This is a genomic window from Rhizobium sp. 62_C5_N11_2 (assembly GCF_051811185.1).
In the GTDB taxonomy this organism is placed as follows: domain Bacteria; phylum Pseudomonadota; class Alphaproteobacteria; order Rhizobiales; family Rhizobiaceae; genus Rhizobium; species Rhizobium leguminosarum.
This window is the reverse complement of sequence record NZ_JBPWPW010000001.1, coordinates 3943582-3963803: the sequence shown is the minus strand read 5'-3', so window position 1 is coordinate 3963803 and position 20222 is coordinate 3943582. Positions and strand designations below refer to the sequence as shown.

General features: G+C 61.2%; 19 protein-coding genes and 1 tRNA gene. 11 read left to right on the top strand and 9 right to left on the bottom strand.

The genetic code is table 11. From position 1 onward, the window contains the following. Nucleotides 1-200 precede the first annotated feature (200 nt). Nucleotides 201-485, top strand: coding sequence for a hypothetical protein (locus AB8B31_RS19500; RefSeq protein WP_018448093.1), 285 nt, complete (start codon nucleotides 201-203; stop codon nucleotides 483-485). A 45-nt stretch (nucleotides 486-530) separates the two neighbouring features. On the opposite strand, the gene AB8B31_RS19495 is transcribed toward AB8B31_RS19500, so the two are convergent. Beyond that, on the bottom strand, nucleotides 531-2279 hold the full coding sequence (locus AB8B31_RS19495) for a cation:proton antiporter domain-containing protein (protein WP_018243766.1): 1749 nt from the start codon (nucleotides 2277-2279) through the stop codon (nucleotides 531-533). A 283-nt stretch (nucleotides 2280-2562) separates the two neighbouring features. On the opposite strand from AB8B31_RS19495, the gene AB8B31_RS19490 reads away from it, so the two are divergent. Then, nucleotides 2563-2847, top strand: coding sequence for a hypothetical protein (locus tag AB8B31_RS19490; protein WP_018243765.1), 285 nt, complete (start codon nucleotides 2563-2565; stop codon nucleotides 2845-2847). A gap of 169 nt (nucleotides 2848-3016) precedes the next feature. Then, on the top strand, nucleotides 3017-3304 hold the full coding sequence (locus AB8B31_RS19485; protein ID WP_012759154.1) for a hypothetical protein: 288 nt from the start codon (nucleotides 3017-3019) through the stop codon (nucleotides 3302-3304). A gap of 230 nt (nucleotides 3305-3534) precedes the next feature. Here the strand turns inward: AB8B31_RS19485 and AB8B31_RS19480 are convergent, their stop codons facing one another. Continuing rightward, nucleotides 3535-4392, bottom strand: a complete 858-nt coding sequence (locus AB8B31_RS19480) for a LysR family transcriptional regulator (protein ID WP_128408749.1) — start codon at nucleotides 4390-4392, stop codon at nucleotides 3535-3537. A gap of 112 nt (nucleotides 4393-4504) precedes the next feature. On the opposite strand from AB8B31_RS19480, the gene AB8B31_RS19475 reads away from it, so the two are divergent. Next, on the top strand, nucleotides 4505-4963 hold the full coding sequence (locus AB8B31_RS19475; protein ID WP_018448091.1) for a DUF3237 domain-containing protein: 459 nt from the start codon (nucleotides 4505-4507) through the stop codon (nucleotides 4961-4963). A gap of 122 nt (nucleotides 4964-5085) precedes the next feature. Here the strand turns inward: AB8B31_RS19475 and AB8B31_RS19470 are convergent. Both AB8B31_RS19470 and AB8B31_RS19465 read right to left on the bottom strand, forming a co-directional pair. Beyond that, nucleotides 5086-5170: transfer RNA gene (locus AB8B31_RS19470), tRNA-Leu, on the bottom strand. 125 nt (nucleotides 5171-5295) lie between these two features. Beyond that, nucleotides 5296-6591 (bottom strand): MFS transporter, encoded by a 1296-nt coding sequence (locus tag AB8B31_RS19465; RefSeq protein WP_018243762.1) that lies wholly within the window; start codon nucleotides 6589-6591, stop codon nucleotides 5296-5298. A 128-nt stretch (nucleotides 6592-6719) separates the two neighbouring features. Between AB8B31_RS19465 and AB8B31_RS19460 the strand changes: the two genes are divergently transcribed. Beyond that, entirely contained in the window at nucleotides 6720-7298 is a 579-nt protein-coding gene (locus tag AB8B31_RS19460) for a TetR/AcrR family transcriptional regulator (protein WP_018448090.1), read from the top strand. A gap of 94 nt (nucleotides 7299-7392) precedes the next feature. On the opposite strand, the gene AB8B31_RS19455 is transcribed toward AB8B31_RS19460, so the two are convergent. Continuing rightward, nucleotides 7393-8373: an aldo/keto reductase gene (locus AB8B31_RS19455; RefSeq protein ID WP_018448089.1), complete on the bottom strand. Its 981-nt coding sequence runs from the start codon at nucleotides 8371-8373 to the stop codon at nucleotides 7393-7395. Nucleotides 8374-8595: 222 nt separating this feature from the next. Between AB8B31_RS19455 and AB8B31_RS19450 the strand changes: the two genes are divergently transcribed. Then, complete coding sequence (locus tag AB8B31_RS19450; protein ID WP_018448088.1) at nucleotides 8596-10224, top strand: AMP-binding protein; 1629 nt, start codon at nucleotides 8596-8598, stop codon at nucleotides 10222-10224. Between the two features lie 149 nt (nucleotides 10225-10373). Here AB8B31_RS19450 and AB8B31_RS19445 read toward each other — a convergent pair whose 3' ends face one another. The 3 genes from AB8B31_RS19445 to secA form a co-directional block, all read right to left on the bottom strand. After that, complete coding sequence (locus AB8B31_RS19445) at nucleotides 10374-11651, bottom strand: GNAT family N-acetyltransferase (RefSeq protein WP_018448087.1); 1278 nt, start codon at nucleotides 11649-11651, stop codon at nucleotides 10374-10376. After that, entirely contained in the window at nucleotides 11652-13067 is a 1416-nt protein-coding gene (locus AB8B31_RS19440) for a lipopolysaccharide biosynthesis protein (RefSeq protein ID WP_032994771.1), read from the bottom strand. Between the two features lie 180 nt (nucleotides 13068-13247). Next, nucleotides 13248-15965, bottom strand: a complete 2718-nt coding sequence (gene secA, locus AB8B31_RS19435) for a preprotein translocase subunit SecA (protein WP_018448085.1) — start codon at nucleotides 15963-15965, stop codon at nucleotides 13248-13250. Between the two features lie 246 nt (nucleotides 15966-16211). On the opposite strand from secA, the gene AB8B31_RS19430 reads away from it, so the two are divergent. Next, nucleotides 16212-17093, top strand: a complete 882-nt coding sequence (locus AB8B31_RS19430) for a peptidylprolyl isomerase (RefSeq protein ID WP_018448084.1) — start codon at nucleotides 16212-16214, stop codon at nucleotides 17091-17093. Nucleotides 17094-17129: 36 nt separating this feature from the next. Here AB8B31_RS19430 and AB8B31_RS19425 read toward each other — a convergent pair whose 3' ends face one another. Then, nucleotides 17130-17321 carry a hypothetical protein gene (locus AB8B31_RS19425; protein ID WP_018448083.1) on the bottom strand — a complete coding sequence of 64 codons (192 nt, stop codon included), beginning with the start codon at nucleotides 17319-17321 and terminating at the stop codon, nucleotides 17130-17132. Between AB8B31_RS19425 and argJ the strand changes: the two genes are divergently transcribed. The 4 genes from argJ (at nucleotide 17320) to AB8B31_RS19405 (ending at nucleotide 20202) form a co-directional block, all read left to right on the top strand. Further along, nucleotides 17320-18561: a bifunctional glutamate N-acetyltransferase/amino-acid acetyltransferase ArgJ gene (gene argJ, locus AB8B31_RS19420; protein ID WP_018448082.1), complete on the top strand. Its 1242-nt coding sequence runs from the start codon at nucleotides 17320-17322 to the stop codon at nucleotides 18559-18561. The two genes, AB8B31_RS19425 and argJ, sit on opposite strands and share 2 nt — an antisense overlap. Further along, complete coding sequence (locus AB8B31_RS19415; RefSeq protein WP_018448081.1) at nucleotides 18542-19348, top strand: GNAT family N-acetyltransferase; 807 nt, start codon at nucleotides 18542-18544, stop codon at nucleotides 19346-19348. The genes argJ and AB8B31_RS19415 overlap by 20 nt, the downstream gene beginning before the upstream one ends. Continuing rightward, complete coding sequence (gene mutT, locus AB8B31_RS19410) at nucleotides 19345-19758, top strand: 8-oxo-dGTP diphosphatase MutT (RefSeq protein ID WP_012759141.1); 414 nt, start codon at nucleotides 19345-19347, stop codon at nucleotides 19756-19758. Before AB8B31_RS19415 ends, mutT begins: the two co-directional genes overlap by 4 nt. Before the next feature lie 126 nt (nucleotides 19759-19884). Beyond that, complete coding sequence (locus AB8B31_RS19405) at nucleotides 19885-20202, top strand: hypothetical protein (protein WP_018243751.1); 318 nt, start codon at nucleotides 19885-19887, stop codon at nucleotides 20200-20202. Nucleotides 20203-20222 lie beyond the last annotated feature (20 nt).

Genomic DNA, 20222 nt, shown 5'->3' with positions numbered 1-20222 from the left:
CGTTTCCTTCCTGTTGCAGTGCAAAAGAGCTTTAGGGGCCGTGCGCGGCGCTGTAAATGCTCGCCCGTGTCCTTCCTGCCACCGCCGTCCAAAAATTTTCGTGATGCGGGGTATCGGCGCCTCTCCCAAGATTTCACGGGATTGCGAATCGGCCATTCTGCGGCAAGCTAATTGGGGTCGACGTGCAGGGTGGCAAGAGAATGTTCAAAGTGATTGAAGGCGGCCTTGGGCAGGCGGCGCAAATGGATGACTGGTCCGAAGAGCGGCGCGGACCAAGCAAAGACGACGTGCGCCGGGAGGCTGCGCGGCGGATCAGCGAGAGCGGTTATAACATGTCCCGCATCCGGGAATTCGCGACCGGCGTGCCGATGCTGGCACCTCTTAAATACTTGTCGCTGCAGATCGATTTCGCAGCCGAGACATTGTCGCGGCTCGATCCGATCCCGGAGGATTTCCGCTCCGATGGCTATTGGCCGGCGGGCTGAAGCAATCACGGTAGCGTGATTGCCGCTGAAAGGAGTGATGTTGTGTCAGGACAGGTCCATCGACTTTTCCCATTGCTGACGCAGGACGTTCATTTCCGTTCGCTTCTGGGCCATTTCGCTAACCGCGGCGCGCAGATGTGGATGGTGCGACATGAACATATTGAAGTCGCGCCGTTCGAGCACCTCGAACTGGCAGAAGTCGACGGCGATGACGTCGGCTGTGCGCCGTCCGCCGGTCAGTAGCGCCATTTCCCCGAAAAAGGCTCCCGGCTCCAGGCGGATCGCGCCACTGGCGAGCCGCACTTCCACCGCGCCGGAGGAGATGAAATACATGCTATCGCCCCGGTCGCCGCGGCGGATGACGCGTTCGCCGGGCGGTGCGGATTTCGCCTTGAAGAGCAGCAGCAGCTCCTCCTGCGCGTCCTCGTCGACCTCGGAGAACAGCGGGAACGTCTCGATGAGCTGCTGCATCTTCAGTTGATGCTGGCGCTCGCGCTCTTCGCCGAGCGCCCTGATCTTTTCCAGTTCTTTGCCGAGCGCCTTCTGCCTGCTCCTGCCGTAGCTTTCCCAGAGGGAGGGCCATTTCGAATGGATGTATTTCTTCAGGCCGTCGGTCGCGAAGATCACGATTGGGTTGAGCGTGATCGACAGGATCGCGGCAGCCAGGATCAGATCCTGGCCCTCATGCGGCAGGAGCCCGAGTGAGACGCCGAGACCGGCGAGGATGAAGGAAAACTCGCCGATCTGGGCAAGGCCGCCTGCCAATGTCAGCCCCATGCTGATCGGATATCTGAGCAGGATGACAATGAGGAAGGTGATGATGCCCTTGCCCAGGATCACGAGCGCCAGTGCGCCGATCACGGCCAGCGGCTGGCGCACCAGGATCGAGGGATCGAAAAGCATGCCGACGGAGACGAAGAACAGCACGGAGAAGGCATTCTGCAACGGCAGCGAGTCGGCCGCCGCCCTGTGGCTGAGCTGGGATTCGCTCATGACAACACCGGCGAAAAATGCGCCGAGCGCAAAGGAGACGCCGAAGATCGCCGCCGAACCGAAGGCGATGCCGAGTGCGATCGCCAGCACCGTCAGCGTAAAGAGTTCGCGCGAGCCGGTGCGGGCGATCATCGTCAGCAGCCAGGGCACGATGCGAGGGCCGAGGAAGATCGCCATGGCGGCGAAAGCCGCCACCTTCAGCAGCGTCAGCCCGATCGTCAGCATCAGTGGCAGGTCGCCGAGGCCGTGATTGGTCGTATCGGCGGCGTTACCACCCAGAAGCTCTGCCAGCGCCGGCAGCAGCACCAGCGCCAGCACCATTACCAGATCCTCGACGATCAGCCAGCCGACGGCGACGCGTCCGCTTGCCGCGTTGACGAGATTGCGCTCCTCCAGCGCCTTCAGGAGCACGACGGTACTCGCCACCGAGAGGCTGAGGCCGAGGACGATGCCGGCGCCGAGGCTCCAGCCCCAGAGTTTGCAAAGGCCGATGCCCAACAGGGTGGCGAGGATAATCCGCCCGATTGCGCCAGGCACGGCGATGCCGCGCACGGCAAGCAGGTCGGAGGCGGAAAAATGCAGGCCGACGCCAAACATCAGAAGAATGACGCCCATCTCGGCGAGCTGGCTGGCAAGGGCGGTATCGGCGACAAAGCCCGGCGTGAACGGCCCCATCAGGATGCCCGCCATCAGGTAACCGACCAGTGGCGGCAGCCGAAGCCGGTCGGCGGCATAGCCCAGGACCGCCGCGAAAACGAAACTGACGGCGACCGTCGCGATAAGTCCTACTTCCTGATGCACGTCCGCCCTCTCTGGTGATAGCGGCGGCCACTTTGGACGAAGCGCAAGCAAAATTAAACAGTTGATTTGGATGACCGGCTACTGTTCGGGGCCCTTCGCTCTCATTTTGGCGGGTAGGATAGAATAATGCTGCAATTCCAAATGTTAAAGCGTCCTTCTCAGGTCTAAAAAGATGCGTTGCGTTGTAGGCACGGCCCTCGTGCGCGGCACGGTCGGGCCGTCACCGATGTTGGAACCACTTGTGTCTTGCCTCGTTGCCCTTTCATCAAGAAAGGAGAACGACATGCGAAAGATGATCTTGAACTGTACTGTGGCGGCCCTTGCCGTCTGCTCGTTTGCTGCGCCTGTTCTTGCCGACAGCGTCTATGTCAGGGAGCGTTCCTATGACGACGGCTATCGTCACGAGCGGGTACGACCCGGTATCACCATCAGCGAGCGTGGCGTCACTTTTGGTGCCGTGCGCGAACGTGAGCATCGCCGCTATCGCGATAATGGCTGCGAAACCAGGAGCGTCACCCGACAGACCGACGAGGGCGAGGTCACCAAGACGGTCCGGCGCTGCAATTAACGAAAAAATGTGCGATAAGGACGAAGCCCGGTTCCGACGAGCCGGGATTTCGCCTTTTGTGGCACGAATATTTCAATGCAGTGGTGAAAGTCGTCTGTCGGTGTTATGAGCACGCCTTTGGTAACAGCGCGTTCCCAGCGCAAACACCGCCCGCACAGGATCTTTTAGTATGATTGAGCTTACGCCGTCCCAGATCGCCGCACTTAAACTCGCCAGGGATGGAGACCTTTATCCTCAGCCAGCCAATAAATGGACGCACGAGAACGCGACGGTGACTTATGCAAAAACTGACCGGTGGAAAGAGCGACCTCAGAAAATAAAATCGGTCACTGCCAAGACGCTGGGCGAGTTGAAGGAGCCGGGTTTTCTGGAGCGGCGGCATCTGGATGACGACGCAACAAAAGACGTCTACGGCATCACGATGGCCGGCAAGATGTGGCTGCTGAAAAACAAGTAAGCTCCGCTTAGGCGCTGAGTATTTTCACAAGCCTCCCAGCCTAACGGGATATGACGGCCTCATATCCGACTTTTCGGGAGAGACTTGAGATCGCCGCCAAAGCGACCTGGCAAATAAAAATTCTATCGGGTACGGGCGGAGGTCGAGGCGGTGATGCAGTGTCGTCTTTCGCTAGCGCGCGGCCGCGGCCATCATCTCGCCCAAGCCTTCACAGCGTCTTTGGTTCGGAATTATGCGACTTCACGCGCCTGCTCGCAAAGCCATGCGCAGAGCTGCCGCGTCGCCTGGCGCGCGTCATTGGAGCGGATGAGCGCAAAATGCCAGGCTGGCCCGCTCAGCACGTAGGGGAACGGCGCGATCAACCGGCCCTCGGTCACAAGCGGCCGAAACAGCGACGGCGACAACAGCGCCACACCCACGCCTGCCAGCGCCGCATTGGCATCCAACTCGTGCGTGGGGTAATCGACCGCCAAAAAGCGCAAACCCTGCGGGGTCGCGCATTGAGCCTCCTTAAACCATTGCTGCCAATCAGGGTGCGGCAAAAGCGCGAAGTCAGCCAGCGCCTCCGGCGCGGCAAGTTTCCGCGTTCCAAGCAGGGAAGGCGACAGCATCGGCGTCACCTCTACGGGAGCGAGCCGATATTCTTCCAGCCCGGCCCATCCGCCGCGACCCGTCCTTATGGCGACGTCGAATGCGCCCGGATCACGTATTTCCGCCGAGACGTCGACCTCGATGACGGAAGCTTCTGGCGCAGGATAGCGCGCCAGACGCGGTGCAAGCCAGCGTGACGCAAAGGTCGGCGGCGCCGTGAGCCTGAGTGGCGGCGTCGCCGCCTGAAATTCTGCGAGCGCGTCACCGATCCCGGTTAATGCCTCCCGGACCCGATTTGCCAGAACGGAGGCGGCGGCCGTCGGGACCACTCGCCGACCGGCGCGCGTAAATAGCGGCTGACCGAGCTCAGCCTCCAGAGTGCGAATACGAAGGCTGACCGCCGCCGGTGTCAGAAACAAGCGATCGGCTGCGCGCGCGAAGCTGCCGGCTGAGACACAGGCTTCCAATACGCGCAGAGACTCTAAGGACGGTCGCATGATCAGCTTCCCTTCACGATCAATTTATCTTGCGGTGACGACAAGCAAAGCGCGTTTTGAAGGCGGAACGCTCTGGTGCAATTTGGAGGTAGCCAAGAATAGGAGATCTACTGTGTCCCTGCAATCTCAGCACCTGTTTACACTCTTCATCGCGCTTCATCCGACGCTGGAGCTTGGGCAGACGCCAGCCGGCGGCCGGCGCATTTTTCCTGTCTCGGGCGGATATTTCCAAGGGGAGCGCCTGAAAGGAGAAGTATCGCCGCTGATCGGATCGGATCTCCTGCTCGCTCGTGCCGACGGCACATTTCATCAAGATGTCCGGCTCCTCCTCGTCGCCGACGACGGGGGGCTCGTCCTCATGACTTATCGCGGCATAAGGCGTGCGTCACAGGCCGTCGACGAGCGTTTGGCGCGCGGCGAGACGGTCGACGCTTCGGAATATTATCTGCGCACGACACCGTATTTCGAGACCGCCGCGCCTGCTCACGCTTGGCTTAACAGCATTGTCGCGGTGGCAAAGGGCGGCAGGTGTCCGGGCGGTGTGGAATACGAAGTCTTTGAAGTACTGTGACCACGATATTGTCCTCGCCGCTCTCTCACATTGCGGGCGGGGGTTTCCCAGATCGTCCACGCGAGACGACGCAGTTCGCTTGCGTTGCTTGAACTATCCGACAAAGATCTTGAAGATTTTGGTGGTGCCCCATGCCGGAGTCGAACCAGCACTTCTTTCGAAACTCGATTTTGAGTCGAGCGCGTCTACCAATTCCGCCAATGGGGCAACGGATACGAACGGGCGGCTGTCTAACATGCGAGCGCCCGGACGCGCAAGACGGGCAAGCGAAGTTATCGGACTGATCCGGTAGAGAGATCCGGCCTCGCTTCGAGGCCGGATCCTGTCTGATATCAATGGGCGGCGGCCGGTGCCGGGTTGCTCAGACCGGACTTCTTCAGCGTGATCGCCAGGATCGAGGCCAGCAGGCAAAAGGCGCCCGCGACGAAGAAAGCCGGCAGGTAGCTCGAAAGCTCGGTGCGCGAGAGGCCGGCGCCATAGGCGGCGGTGGCGGCTCCCAGCTGATGTCCGGCAAAGACCCAGCCGAAGACGAGGCCGGTCTTTTCGCGGCCGAAGCGGTCGGCGGCGATCTTGACGGTCGGCGGCACGGTGGCAATCCAGTCGAGGCCGTAAAAGACGGCGAAGATGGAGAGGCCGTAAAAGCTGAAATCGCTGAAGGGCAGGTAGAGCAGCGACAGGCCGCGCAGGCCGTAATACCAGAAGAGCAGCCAACGATTGTCGAATCGGTCGGACAGCCAGCCGGAACCGATGGTGCCGAAGAAATCGAAGATGCCCATGACGGCCAGCACACTGGCGGCAGCCACCGGTACGATGCCGAAATCGCCGCAGAGGGTGACGAAATGGGTCTGGATCAGGCCGTTGGTGCTGAGACCGCAAATGAAGAAGGTGGCAAAGAGGATCCAGAAGGTCGAGGTCTTCGAGATTTCCTTGAGGACAGTGATCGGCGTCATCAGCGCTGCGCCGAGGGAGGTGCTTGCCGGTGGCGGTGTCACCTGCGTCTCACCGAAGGAGGGCAGGTTGAGGTCGGCGGGGCGGTCGCGCATGAAGGCAAGCACGGCAAGGGCTGCGACCATGATCATGGCGCAGACGAAAAACACCGTCGAGCGCCAGCCGTAGCGTTCCGTCAGCTCCGCCATTAGTGGCAGAAAGACGAGCTGGCCGGTGGCCGAGCTTGCCGAGAGCATGCCGACGACGAGGCCGCGATGCTTGGTGAACCAGCGGCTGGAGACTGTTGCGGCGAGCACCATGGCCGTCAGACCCGTGCCGAAGCCGACGACAATGCCCCAGAGCAATAGCAACTGCCACAGCGTCGTCATGAACAGCGAACCGACGAAGCCCGCGCCGATCAGCGCCAGTGCGAAGACGATGACCTTGCGCACGCCGAAATAATTCATGAAGGCGGCGGCGAACGGACCCATGAAACCGAAAAGGATCAGGCGGATCGCAAGGGCCGAGGAAATCTGCGAGGTCTCCCAGCCGAACTCGTCCTGCAGCGGCTTGATGAGAACGCCGGGTGCGCCCATGGCGCCGGCGGTGACCAGCATGGTGAGAAAGGTCGCGGCAACGACGACCCAGCCGTAATGGATGTTGCGCCGGGCAAGGGTGGAGGCGAGGGCTGTGGAAACCATGGGCAAGATTCCGTTTGAATTCAGGTTCGAGAAGATACTGGATCGATTTACATGATGGCCATCATATTTCTTGCGTATTGATGATGGACGTCATATATTTTGTCAAGCGACTATTTCTGGAGATGACAATGCGGGTCAGCCGCGAAAAATTTGCCGAAAACCGCGAAAAGATCCTGAGCGTTGCCGGCGTGCTTTTCCGCGAAAACGGTTTCGACGGGGTCGGCGTTGCCGACATCATGAAAGCGGCGGGTCTGACGCATGGCGGCTTCTATGGTCATTTCGATTCGAAGGACGACCTGGCGCTGGAGGTCAGCCGCAAGCTGATCGACAGGGTGGAAGAGCGCTGGAAGGAACATATCGCCGAATCGCCGGACCGACCGCTGGCAGCGCTTCTCGACCATTACATCCACTGGCGCACGGTTGACGATCCGGGCGGCAGCTGCGTCTTCGCAACGCTGATCCAGGAGGTGAGCCGCAGCCGCGGCGCGGTCCGTGCGGTCTTCAGCGATGGCCTGTCCGTGCTGGTCGATACGCTCGTTGATATCGTTCCCGGCGAAACGGAAGAGGAGCGCCGCGCCAATGCCACGACGACGCTCTCGTCGATGATGGGTGCTGTCATTCTTGCCCGCGCGGTCGAGGACAGGGCGCTTGCCGAGCAGTTTTTGGTGACGATGCGCCGGCAGCTCGATCCGGCCAGTCGGACATAATCTCAGTCGCGGAAGCCGTGGTTTCGCTCTCCCCCTCTAGGCGGAGAGGGAGAGAATCCGCCTTGCATATGCCTGAGGACCAAGAAGCCAGCGACTATTTGAAGCCGGCGATGGCGTGCGGGATGTAGGGTGCTTCCAGGGCCGCGATTTCCTCGGCGGTGAGTTTGACCGAGAGTGAGGCAACCGCGTCTCTGAGGTGGTTCGGTTTGGACGCGCCGATGATCGGGGCGGTCACCGCACTCTTCTGCAGGATCCAGGCGGTTGCGACCTGGGCGCGGGAGATGTTGCGGGCCTTGGCGATTTCGGCCACGGCCCCGACGATCTTGCGGTCGGCATCGATGGACTGCGTGTAGAGCGTCTTGCCGAATTCGTCGGTTTCGCTGCGTGCCGTCGTCTCGTCCCAGTCGCGGGTCAGGCGGCCGCGGGCAAGTGGGCTCCAGGGGATGACGGCGATTTTCTGATCCTCGCAAAGCGGCAGCATTTCGCGCTCTTCCTCACGGTAAAGCAGGTTCAGGTGGTCCTGCATGCTGACGAATTCGGTCCAGCCGTTCAGCCTGGAGACGTAAAGCGCCTTGGCGAATTGCCAAGCATACATCGAGGAGGCGCCGATATAGCGCGCCTTGCCAGATTTGACGACGTCGTGCAGCGCTTCCAGCGTTTCCTCGATCGGCGTCGTGTAGTCGAAGCGGTGGATCTGGTAGAGATCGACATAGTCGGTGCCGAGACGACGCAGGCTGTTGTCGATCTCGTCGAAGATCGCCTTGCGCGACAGGCCGGCGCCGTTCGGGCCCGGCCGCATGCGGTTGAACACCTTGGTCGCCAGCACGATGTCCTCGCGCTTGGCGAAGTCTTTTATGGCGCGACCGACGATCTCCTCCGAAGAACCGTTGGAATAGGTATTGGCGGTGTCGAGGAAATTGATGCCGAGGTCGATCGCCTGCTTGATCATCGTCCGGCTTTCTTCTTCCCGCAGGCTCCATGCATGATTGCCGCGGCCGGGATCGCCGAATGTCATGCAGCCCAAGCAGATTTTCGACACTTCGAGACCGGTCTTCCCAAATTTTGCGTATTCCATGAAACGACTCCGTGATGAATTCGATGACCCCAGGCTGGCTTCCATGATTTAGCGCGAGATGGCTAAAGTCGCAGGGGCGGCAAATGAAGAATTTATGCTGCGTGCGCACAATGATCCGTGATCGGCTTTTGAAGCCGCGCTCATCACTGCCGCTTCTGGCTTCGGCTTGCACATCCCAGCGGCAAGGTGTTAGCTGATGCAGCATTTTACTGGAATCCGACCATGCAACTGCCGTCCCACGATCGCTACGACGATCTTTATCGCGATTTCTCCTGGCGGATTCCGGAGGATTTCAATATCGGCCGCGCCGTCAGCGACGACTGGGCCGCGAGAGATCCCGAGCGCGTCTGCCTTGAGCATTTCAGCCCCGACGGCGATCATCTTTCGCTGACTTATGGTGAGCTTGCCGGTGCCTCTTCCATGTTCGCCAATGCGCTGGCTTCGCTCGGCATTAAGCGAGGCGACCGCGTCGCCCTTCTGATGCCCCAGTCCTTCGAGACCGTGGTCGTTCATGTTGCGATCTACAAGATGGGCGCAATCGCCTTGCCGCTGGCGCTGCTCTTCGGCGTCGAGGCGCTCGAATACAGGCTGAGGACCTCAGGTGCAGCGGCAATCGTCACCAATGATTTCGGCCTCGATCGCATCCGGCAAATTCGCGATCGGCTGCCGGAGCTTCGGCATGTGATCAGCCTCGATAATGCCCACGATGCTCTCTCCTTTGCCGATCTGATCGTGTCATACGAGCCCTTCTTCAAGGGAGAAAAGACGTCTCCCGACGATCCGGCTCTGATGATTTTCACCTCGGGAACGACGGGGCCGCCCAAGGGCGCGCTGCATGGTCATCGCGTTCTGCCCGGCCATATTCCCGGTATGCAGTTTGCCCATGAGGGCTTTCCGAAAGTGGGCGACAAAGTCTGGACGCCGTCCGACTGGGCCTGGGCCGGCGGGTTGCTCAATGCGCTGCTGCCGAGCCTTCTGCTCGGCGTTCCCGTCGTCTCGTCGCCAGCGCAGAAATTCGATGCCGACATGGCCTATCGCATCATGGCCGAGATGGATGTGCGCAATGCCTTCATTCCGCCGACGGCGCTGAGGTTGATGAGATCCGTTTCCGATCCGCGCTCGAAATACGATCTGGTGCTGCGCACCATCGGCTCGGCCGGGGAGGCGCTCGGCCGCGAGACTTATGAGTGGGCGCGGGGTACGCTCGGCATCACCGTCAACGAATTCTACGGCCAGACGGAGTGCAATTTCGTGCTCGCGTCGAGCGCTGCCTATGGCGTCACCAAGGCGGGCGCCATCGGACGGGCGGTGCCCGGACATCGCGTCGCGATCGTCAGCGAGACGGGCGACGAGCTTCCCGTCGGCGAACCGGGCCAGATCGCCATCGCCAGTCCCGATCCGGTGATGTTCCTCGGCTACTGGGACGATGCGGCGGCGACGAAACGAAAATTCGCCAAGGGCTGGCTGCTCACCGGAGATATCGGCCGGCAGGACGCCGAAGGCTATGTGACCTTCGAAGGCCGCGACGACGACGTCATCACCTCATCGGGATATCGCATCGGCCCGGCCGAGATCGAGGACTGTCTGATCGGCCATCCCGCCGTGCAGCTTGCCGCCGCCGTCGGCAAGCCCGATACCGTGCGCACCGAAATCGTCAAGGCCTATATCGTGCTTTCACCAGGCCATCACCCAAGCGAGGCGCTGGCCGCCGACATAAGGGAGTGGGTGAAGACGCGGCTTTCGATGCACGAATATCCCCGCGAGGTGGAATTCATCGATGCCTTGCCGCTGACGACCACCGGCAAGGTGATCCGCCGGCTGCTGCGGGAGAGGGCGGCCAGCGAGCGATAGAGCATTTCCGGACGCAAAACCGCTAAAGCGCGTCGCAATCTTTCAGATTTGCCACTCGCGCTTTAGGTCTTTGTTTTTACGCATGTCGTTATCGCAAAACCGCGCACACTTTTGCGCGACATGCTTTAGGCACTTCTGTTGGAAAGGCTTTAGCCCCGCCCGGCGAGCGACATGATTTTTTCGCGCAGCATCTTCGCCATGTTGCGGGTGCTGCGGTACATGTGGAGCTGGGCTGAGACCTGGCGCATGTCGCGGTCACTGTTCTGCGTCAGGCCGATCACCAGCGTTCCCATCTCCTCGCGCTCCTGCCAGAAGCGGCTCATGATCGGATGATCCGAGACGGCGCAGGAATCGGAGCGGACGATGTTGGCATCGTCGAGATGCCATTCGGTGAGTTCGTTCATCAGCAGCTTGCCCGGCGAATAGCGGGCATAGTTTTCATCGTAGGCGGTCTTCCAGGTATAGGCCTCGCCGCCCATCATCAGCACGACGATGGCGGCAATCGCCTTGCCGTTGAGATCGATCGTGTGAATACGCACGGCATCGACGGCGGCAAGGTTCGACACCGCCTCACGGGCGAAGGCCGTATGATAACGATCGGTGACGAGAGCGCTTCGCCGCTTGCCCTTCCAGCCGCCGGCTTCCATTGCCAGGAATTCCTCGAAGCGGATATGGATTTCGCGCGGCTGGCGGGCGACGGCATAGACCGCTGTTCCCAACTCCTCCAGCAGGCGCCACTGGCGGCGCATCTCGCGCATATGCGAGGAGGAGATGGTTTTGCCGAGATAGACGGGCGCCTCATCCTCGCTCTGCAGCATCGGGCGCTCGTAAGGATTGGTGACGGTGACTGGAAGATTGCGGCCGAGCGCCACGGCCTTGACCATGCGCACGAAGATACCGTTCAGCCGCAGATCCGGCAGAACCAATATGCCGGGCAGATTGAGATCGCGAGCGGTCAGCCCCTCGAAAAGATTGTCGAGGGTCTCGGCTGCATCCTCGCCATCGACAAGCGGCGTGCCGAGCGGACCGAAGCTGTTCGACCAGCCGCGGATGATCGACGGGCCGACGGCGAAGCCCGGCTTGTCGACCGAAAACGGCAAGAGGAACCGCATGCGGCTGCGGCCGGCATTGTGATCGCGGATCAGGGCGAAGTTCACCTGCCGATCTTCGAGCCGCGGCATGGCGGGGGCGAGGAAGCGGCCGGAGAAAAAGACGTTCGGTTCCATCGCCCGGTTGGAGAGGAAATCGAGCTCATCCTGGAGCTCATAGCCGAGCTTGCCGGGGTAGAGGCAGAGCTCGCGGCCCGGTCGGCCGATCTCGGCGCGAGCCTCGGCCTGCGGCGCTTCGAAATTCAGCGAGGCGAGATCATGCAACATGCGGTTCGCGGTGCTGTCGGTGCTTTCGGTAACGGGGGGAACACGCACCATCTATCGAACTCTCATTTCTGGCGTTGCGGCGGAGGGGCCGGCGAAAGCGAAAAGGACGATGCCGAGCGTGCGGCGCACGGCGACATGCAGCAGGATCGCCTCGACGGCCATGGCCGAGGCCGTGGCGATCGCCGTGCCCTCGATGCCGTAATGCGGGATCAAAGCGAGGTTGAGGCTGACATTGGCCGTCAGTGCGCCGGCATAGAGCGCGACGCAGAGGTTCTGCTTGCCTGCCATCATCAGCAGCGTTTCGGCCGGGCCGACCAGCGACTTGGCGAGGATGCCGGCGAGCAGGATCGCCATCACCAGATAACCTGACGTAAAAGCGCCGCCGAAGAGCGATAGTAGCAGATGACCGGCCGCAAGCACGACAAGGCCGACCCCGAGCGCCGGCCAGAAGGTCCAGCGGGCGGCGTCGATGGCAGCGCTCGCGAGCTGAGCATGGTCGCCTTCGGCGATGATCGAGGAAAAGCGCGGGCCGGAGGCTGCCTTGACCGAGAAATTGATGAAATGCACCAGCGCCATCGTCTTGGCGGCGGCGAAGTAGATGGCGACGTCGTGCGGCTCGAGGAAGATGCCGACGACGACCACGTCGGAATTGGTCAGCAGGAAGCTCACGCCCTCGATCAGGAAAATCGGAAAGGCGACGCTGAACCAGGCGAGGAAATCGACCTTGCGCGGGCCTTCGTCATAATGCCGGCGCAGGCGGTAGAGCGTTGCGGCATACTGACCGAGGGCGGTGACGAAGGTGGCGACGAGTGCTGCCTGCATCGCGGTGACGGCCGTGTGCTCGGCGCCGATGCCAATCGCGATCAGCATGAAAAGGATGATGAGGATCGGGCGGACGATATAGACCGGGCTCAGCGCCATCACCGGCCAGTGGTTCGCCCGCGACGTGCCTTCCAGAATGTCGCCGAGCGCGATCATCGGCATGGCGAGCAGGCCGATGAAGATCGGGACGAGATAATAGACCTGGATCTTATCGCCGAAGAAATGCAGGCCGAGCATGCCAGCGGCGAGCACCGCCGTGCCGGAAAGCAGCGCAAAGATGCGCGCCGTGCCGGTCAGGCCGCGGATTTCCTCGAAAGCGCCCGCTGCCCTGTATTGCGGCAGGAAGCGGATGATCGCGGTGTGGAAACCGAGGCATGAGAGATCACCGAAGACGACGACCAGCACCCAGACGAAAACGAAGATGCCATATTCATACTCGCCCATCAGCCGGGCGAGCACGATCTGGGAGACGAAGGCGAGTGCGGCGCTGAGGATACGAATCGAAAAGGCCGTCAGCGCCATGCGCTGGGCGGCCGCCTTTTCACCGCGTTCGGTGAGCACGGCAGCAAGCATGCGCAGCGTGCGGCCGCCGATCGGGCGCAGGCCCGCCGGCAGCATCTTCTCCGCTGTTTCTATGACCGCCATGATGAACACGCAAAACTCTAAAGGTCAGGCAAATCGCCCCGGAAGTCTTGACAGAACAGGGTTAAGAAACGGTTCTGGTTTGGTTTGCCGTCCGACGCTGAAATTCCGGTTTTCCGGCGTTGCCGCAGAAAAGAAAATGCCGCCCGGAGGCGGCATTTTCGCGGATCTTTGCGGCTTGCCTCAGACCTGCTCGAAGGCGCCGTGGCAATGCTTGTATTTCTTGCCGGAGCCGCAGGGGCAGGTCTCGTTGCGGCCGATCTTGCCCCAGGTGGATGGATCATCCGGGTTGCGGTTTTCAGGAGAAACGATGACTTCCGATGCCTGGTAGATCGCCGGGGCGAAATCGTCCTCGCCGGTCGTAGGATCCAGGTGATGGGCCTGCATCAGCGGCGGTTCAGGCTCGGCGGGCGCCTGCTGCACCAGTTCGACGCGCATCAGCTGGGCGGTGACGGCTTCGCGCAGATTGTTGAGCAGCGCCGTGAAGAGCTCGAAGGCTTCCGACTTGTATTCCTGCAGCGGATCGCGTTGGGCATAGCCACGGAAGCCGATGACGGAGCGCAGATGGTCGAGGTTGACGATGTGTTCGCGCCAGAGATGATCGAGCGTCTGCATGACGATCGAACGTTCGACATAATGCATGATGTCGTCGCCGAAACGCTCGGCCTTTTCCGTGAAGGCGGCATTGGTGGCTTCCGTCAGGCGCTCACGGATATCGTCCTCGCCGATGCCTTCTTCCTTCACCCAGTCCTCGACCGGCAGGTCGAGATTGAGGATGTTCAAAGCGCCGGTCTTCAGGCCGGCGGCATCCCATTGTTCGGCATAGGCGCGCTCGGGGATATGCTTTTCGACCATGTCCTCGATCACCTCACGGCGCATGTCGGAAACGGTCTCGGAAATATTGGTCGATTCCATCAGTTCGAGGCGCTGCTCGAAGATCACCTTGCGCTGATCGTTGAGAACGTCGTCATACTTCAAGAGGTTCTTGCGGATGTCGAAGTTACGGGCTTCGACCTTCTTCTGGGCGCGCTCCAGGGCCTTGTTGATCCAGGGATGGACGATCGCCTCGCCCTCCTTGAGGCCGAGCTTGGTCAGCATGCTGTCCATGCGGTCGGAGCCGAAGATGCGCATCAGGTCGTCCTGAAGCGAGAGGTAGAACTTCGAGCGGCCGGGGTCGCCCTGACGGCCGGAGCGGCCGCGCAACTGGTTGTCGATGCGGCGGCTTTCATGGCGCTCGGTGGCAATGACGTAGAGGCCGCCGGCTTCGAGCGCCTTCTGCTTGAGTGCCTTGATCTCCTCGATGATCGCCTGGATCCGGGCGTCGCGCTCCGGACCGGCTTCGACTTCGCCGAGTTCGCGCTCAATGCGCATGTCGAGGTTGCCGCCGAGCTGGATGTCGGTGCCGCGGCCGGCCATGTTGGTGGCGATGGTGATGGCACCCGGCACGCCGGCCTGGGCGACGATATAGGCTTCCTGCTCGTGGTAGCGGGCGTTCAGGACCTTGAAGTCGTCGAAGCCCTGCTTACGCAGGCGCTCGGCAAGCAATTCCGATTTCTCGATCGAGGTGGTGCCGACCAGCACCGGCTGGCCGCGCTTGTGGGCGTCGAGGATCTCCTCGATGATCGCCTTGAACTTCTCGTCGAAGGTCCGGTAGACCTCGTCGTCCTCGTCGAGGCGCTTGATCGGGAGGTTGGTCGGGACCTCGATGACATCGAGATTGTAAATGTTGGCGAATTCTTCCGCTTCCGTCTGCGCCGTGCCGGTCATGCCGGCGAGCTTGTCGTACATACGGAAGTAGTTCTGGAAGGTGATCGAGGCCAGCGTCTGGTTTTCCGGCTGGATCTGCACCTTTTCCTTGGCTTCGAGCGCCTGGTGCTGACCTTCCGAATAGCGGCGGCCCGGCATCATGCGACCGGTGAACTCGTCGATGATGACGACTTCGTCATTGCGGACGATATAGTCCTTGTCGCGCTGGAAGAGCTTGTGGGCCTTCAGCGCATTGTTGACGTGATGGACGATCGCGACGTTCTCAATGTCGTAGAGCGCGTTGCCCTTCAAGAGGCCGGCCTGGCGGAGCAGGTTTTCCAGCTTCTCGGTGCCCTCTTCGGAGAAGTTGGCGGAGCGCTGCTTCTCATCGATCTCGTAATCGCTCGGCGCCAGCAGCGGAATGAAGGCGTCGATCGTATTATAGAGTTCGGAGCGGTCGTCGAGCGGACCGGAGATGATCAGAGGCGTGCGCGCCTCGTCGACGAGGATCGAGTCCACTTCGTCGACGATTGCGAAGTTGTGGCCGCGCTGGACCATCTGGTTCTTCTCGTACTTCATGTTATCGCGCAGATAATCGAAGCCGAGTTCGTTGTTGGTGGCGTAAGTGATGTCGCACGCATAGGCGGCGTGGCGTTCCTCGTCGGAAAGGCCGTGGACAATGACGCCGGTGGTCATGCCGAGGAAGCCGTAGACGCGGCCCATGGTCGCGGCATCGCGCTGGGCGAGGTAATCGTTGACGGTGACGACGTGTACGCCCTTGCCGGAAAGCGCGTTCAGATAGACCGGCAGGGTGGCGACGAGGGTCTTGCCTTCGCCGGTCTTCATCTCGGCAATCGCATTCGAATGCAGGATCATGCCGCCGACCAGCTGTACGTCAAAAGGTCGCAGGCCGAGAACGCGGCGCGAGGCTTCGCGCACGACGGCAAAGGCCGGGATCAAAATGTCGTCGAGCGTCTTGCCCTCGGCGAGCAGGGCGCGAAACTCCACGGTCTTTGCCGCGAGCTGCTCGTCCGTCAGGGCCTTCGTCTTCTCTTCGATAGAGTTGATGGCAGTGACGTTCGGCTGGTAGGACCGCACGCGGCGGTCGTTGGAAGACCCAAATAACTTGCGGGCTATACCGCCAAAGCTGACCATATGACTGGCCCTTTCTCAATATTCATCCCCGGCGTTTCTTGTCCGCGGCCCAGCCGAAAATCAGGCGCGCGCCTTAAAACGCCCGGAAACTGTTCTGGACGCGAGGTTGCGTGACAGATAAGAGGGGGGTCGAATGATGTCAACGGATTTGGCGGATACAGAAAGGCCACAATCCGGTGTTGATGGCTATTTTGGGCTGGATTCAGGGGATGCTGAAACCGGCAATGTAACTGTGAAGGGTATTTCATGTTGAGCACCAACAAACTTGCCGTTCTGGCGTTTGCAACTTTTGTTGCGCTCCAGGGCCCGGCCCATGCCGATGACGCCGTCATCGCCAAGGTCGGCACTCTGGAGATCCACCAGTCGGAACTCGACCTCGCGGTCGCCAATCTCGACCCGCAGCTGGCGCAGCTTCCAGATGACCAGAAGAAGGTCGCAGCCCTTTCCGCCGCCATCGACGTGAAGCTGCTCGCCGCCGACGCTGCGGCTGAGAAGCTTGATCAAACCGACGAATTCAAGAAGCGCATGCAGTATCTCACTGACCGCGAGCTGCACAATGCCTATTTCAAGAAGCATGTCGTCGACATCGTGACGCCTGAGGAAGTCAAGGCCCGCTACGACAAGGAAGTCGCTGCCCTGCCGAAGCAGGAGGAAGTCCACGCCCGTCACATCCTCGTCAAGACCGAGGACGAAGCCAAGGACATCATCAAGCAGCTCGATGCCGGCAAGGATTTCGCCGAACTCGCCAAGGAAAAGTCCACCGATCCGAACAAGTCGGAAGGCGGCGACCTCGGCTATTTCACGCGCGGCCGCATGGTCAAGGAATTCGAGGACGCAGCCTTCGCGCTTGAGAAGGGCACCTATTCCAAGACGCCGGTTAAGACCGATTTCGGCTTCCACGTCATCAAGGTTGAGGATAAGCGCGACGCTCCGCCGCCGCCCTTCGAGCAGGTGCAGGATCAGGTTCGTCAGCTCGTCATGCGCGACAAGTATCTTGAGCTTCTGAACAAGGCGAAGGCCTCCGCCAAGATCGAGATCACGGACGAGACGCTGCGCAAGGGTTACGACCAGGCCAACAAGCAGCCGGAGCCGGGCAGTGATCCCGTCGCGCCAGCGCCGCAGCAGTAATATTCGCATCGGGGCCCGGTTCTTCCGGGCCCTTCATTAGATCCGGATGATTTTGGGCCTGATCGGCCTAAAATCATCCGGATCTAAATCAAAGAAGGTGAGCATGGTGTTGTCCGAAAGCCGCTGACACTTTTCGGCATCATGCTCTGGCATCGTTTGTTGTCGCATTTCCGGACGGCGAACCGGTTTCCATTTCGCCTGGAAGTGCTCATTGGCAGGTCTCATCATGTCCGGTTCCGTCTCTCCGCTCGCCCCGAAATCCTTCGTCTCGATGCCACCGCTGCGCGGCGTGCGGATGGCGACGGCTTCCGCCGGCATCAAGTACAAGAACCGCACAGATGTGCTGATGATGGTCTTTGACAGGCCGGCGACTGTTGCGGGCGTTTTTACCCGCTCGAAGTGCCCGTCGGCGCCGGTGGATTTCTGCCGGGCCAATCTCCCCCATGGCAGCGCCCGCGCCGTCGTCGTCAATTCCGGTAATGCTAATGCTTTCACCGGCCTGAAGGGCCGGCAGGCGACCGCGCTGACGGCGAAGTCGGCTGCCGCTGCCGTCGGCTGCGCCGAAAACGAGGTCTATCTGGCCTCGACCGGCGTCATCGGCGAGCCGCTGGATGCCACCAAATTCTCAGGCGTTCTGGACCGAATGCAGGTCGAAGCGACCGGCGATTTCTGGTTCGAGGCCGCCAAGGCGATCATGACGACCGACACCTATCCGAAGGTTTCGACCCGCAGCGCCGCAATCGGCGGCGTGGCCGTGACGATCAACGGCATCGCCAAGGGCGCCGGCATGATCGCGCCTGATATGGCGACGATGCTCTCCTTCGTTGTCACCGATGCCGACATTGCGCCTGCCGCGCTGCAGGCGCTTCTGTCTGACGGCGTTGGCCCGACCTTCAACTCCATGACCGTCGACAGCGACACCTCCACCTCCGATACGTTGATGCTGTTTGCGACGGGTGCCGCGGCCGAGGACGGCCAGGCCCGCATCGAACGTGCCGACGATCCGCGCCTTGCCGCCTTCCGGGCCGCACTCAACGAAGTGCTGAAGGACCTGTCGCTGCAGGTGGTGCGCGACGGCGAAGGTGCCACCAAGATGCTTGAAATCACCGTGACGGGTGCCGAGAGCGATGCCGCCGCCAAGCGTATCGCGCTATCGATCGCAAATTCGCCGCTGGTCAAGACGGCGGCCGCCGGCGAAGACGCCAATTGGGGCCGTATCGTCATGGCTGTCGGCAAGTCCGGCGAGATGGCCGACCGCGACCGGCTCGCCATCTGGTTCGGCGACATCAGGGTCGCCGTCAATGGCGAGCGTGATCCCGATTATTCCGAGGAGGCCGCCTCGAACGTCATGAAGGCGCAGGATATCCCCGTCAAAGTCGATATCGGCCTCGGCGGCGGCACAGCAACCGTCTGGACCTGCGACCTCACCAAGGAATATGTTGCGATCAATGGCGACTATCGGAGCTGATCGTTCATTGGCGCAGGTATCCATTTTCTCACACAATCTGCCGCTGGTGCGCAGGCTGGAGGCCGTCGGCTTTCGCGCCTGGCCGGCGGCATCCGTGCAATATGACGGAAGCTGGCAGGTGCGGCTGACGGCCGGTCACCCGTCCAACCGGCTGAATTCGATCGTGCCGCTCGATCCCTCGGATCATCGCGATGTCGAAATCCGCCTGGAAAAGGCGCGCCGAAAGTTCGAGGCCTATGGCCGCGCCGCTGTGGTCCGCCAGACGCCGCTTGCCTCGCCGGTGCTGATCGAACTTCTGCGCGCGCAGAACTGGACGCGCTTCGACGATACAGTGGTGATGACCTGCGACCTTGCCGAGGCGGAGCTGCCGGATACGCTCGATCACCTGCCGACTCACGATGTCGGCCGTTTCGTCGACGCCAACCTCGCCGTCGACCGGGCGCCACTGAGGCTGAAGCCGGCGCTTGCCGAAATCATTTCGGCGATCAAGCCGCCATCCGGCCTATTCATGATCGAGAATGCGGCGGACGGCCCGCTTGCGACCGTGCTCTGCGTCCAGGACAATGACCTTGCCGGGATTATGTCGCTTTCGGTCTCCGAGGCGCGGCGGCGCGAGGGGCTCGGCACGGAAATCCTCACCTCGGCGCTGCGCTGGGCGCGCATGCGCAGCGCCCGTTCGGCCTGGCTGCAGGTGAAGCTGTCCAACCGCCCGGCCATCGCACTCTATGAGCGCCTGGGTTTTCGCGACGCCTATCATTATTGCTATTGGCAGCAGGAGCCGCGATGAGCGAGGCAGGCCGGAAGATATTGCTGGTCGCCGCCTGTGCGCTGATCGATGCCGATGGGCGCATCCTGTTGGCACAACGTCCCGAGGGAAAGTCGCTTGCCGGGTTGTGGGAGTTTCCCGGCGGCAAGGTCGAGCCCGGTGAGACGCCGGAGGAAACGCTGGTGCGCGAGCTTGAGGAAGAGCTCGGCATCAACACCAAGATCGCCTGCCTTGCGCCGCTTACCTTTGCCAGCCACTCCTACGAGACCTTCCACCTTTTGATGCCGCTTTATATCTGCCGGCGCTATGAGGGCATTCCCCAGGGCCGGGAGGGGCAGGCGCTAAAATGGGTGCGTCCGCAGGCGCTACGCGACTATCCGATGCCGCCGGCTGACGAGCCGCTCATCCCGATGTTGCAGGATTTACTTTAGCGTTATCTGATTATTATTGTGCCACATCGTTTTCGGCTGTGGATATTAATGGATCGTTTAACACCTTCTGCCAAAGATCGGCCTCAATCAAGCATCTGGCGTGCGTGTATTAAAAGGCTTGACGTCATGGACGATGATTTCTGGAAAGCTGTCCGGGAAAAGGAACGGGCCTCGTCTGCCTCGCGCAGGACGGGTGCGCTGAATATCGCCCTTCTGTTCGGCACGGCAGTGGTCGCGCTGACGCTCATTCTGACGCCAATGCTTGCGGATTCCTCGAAGAAAAGCGTCTTTGCCAGCGCGCCGGCGGATTTCGATACGATCACGACAGGATCGATCCCGAAGAGTGACAGCGGCAAGCGTTATACGATCCGCCGCAGCGTCCTCCAAGATACGCCCGGTTCGGTCTGCGTCGTCCAGGGCTATGGCGTCGGCGCCGGTTGCTGAAAAATGCCGGCCGTCGCCCG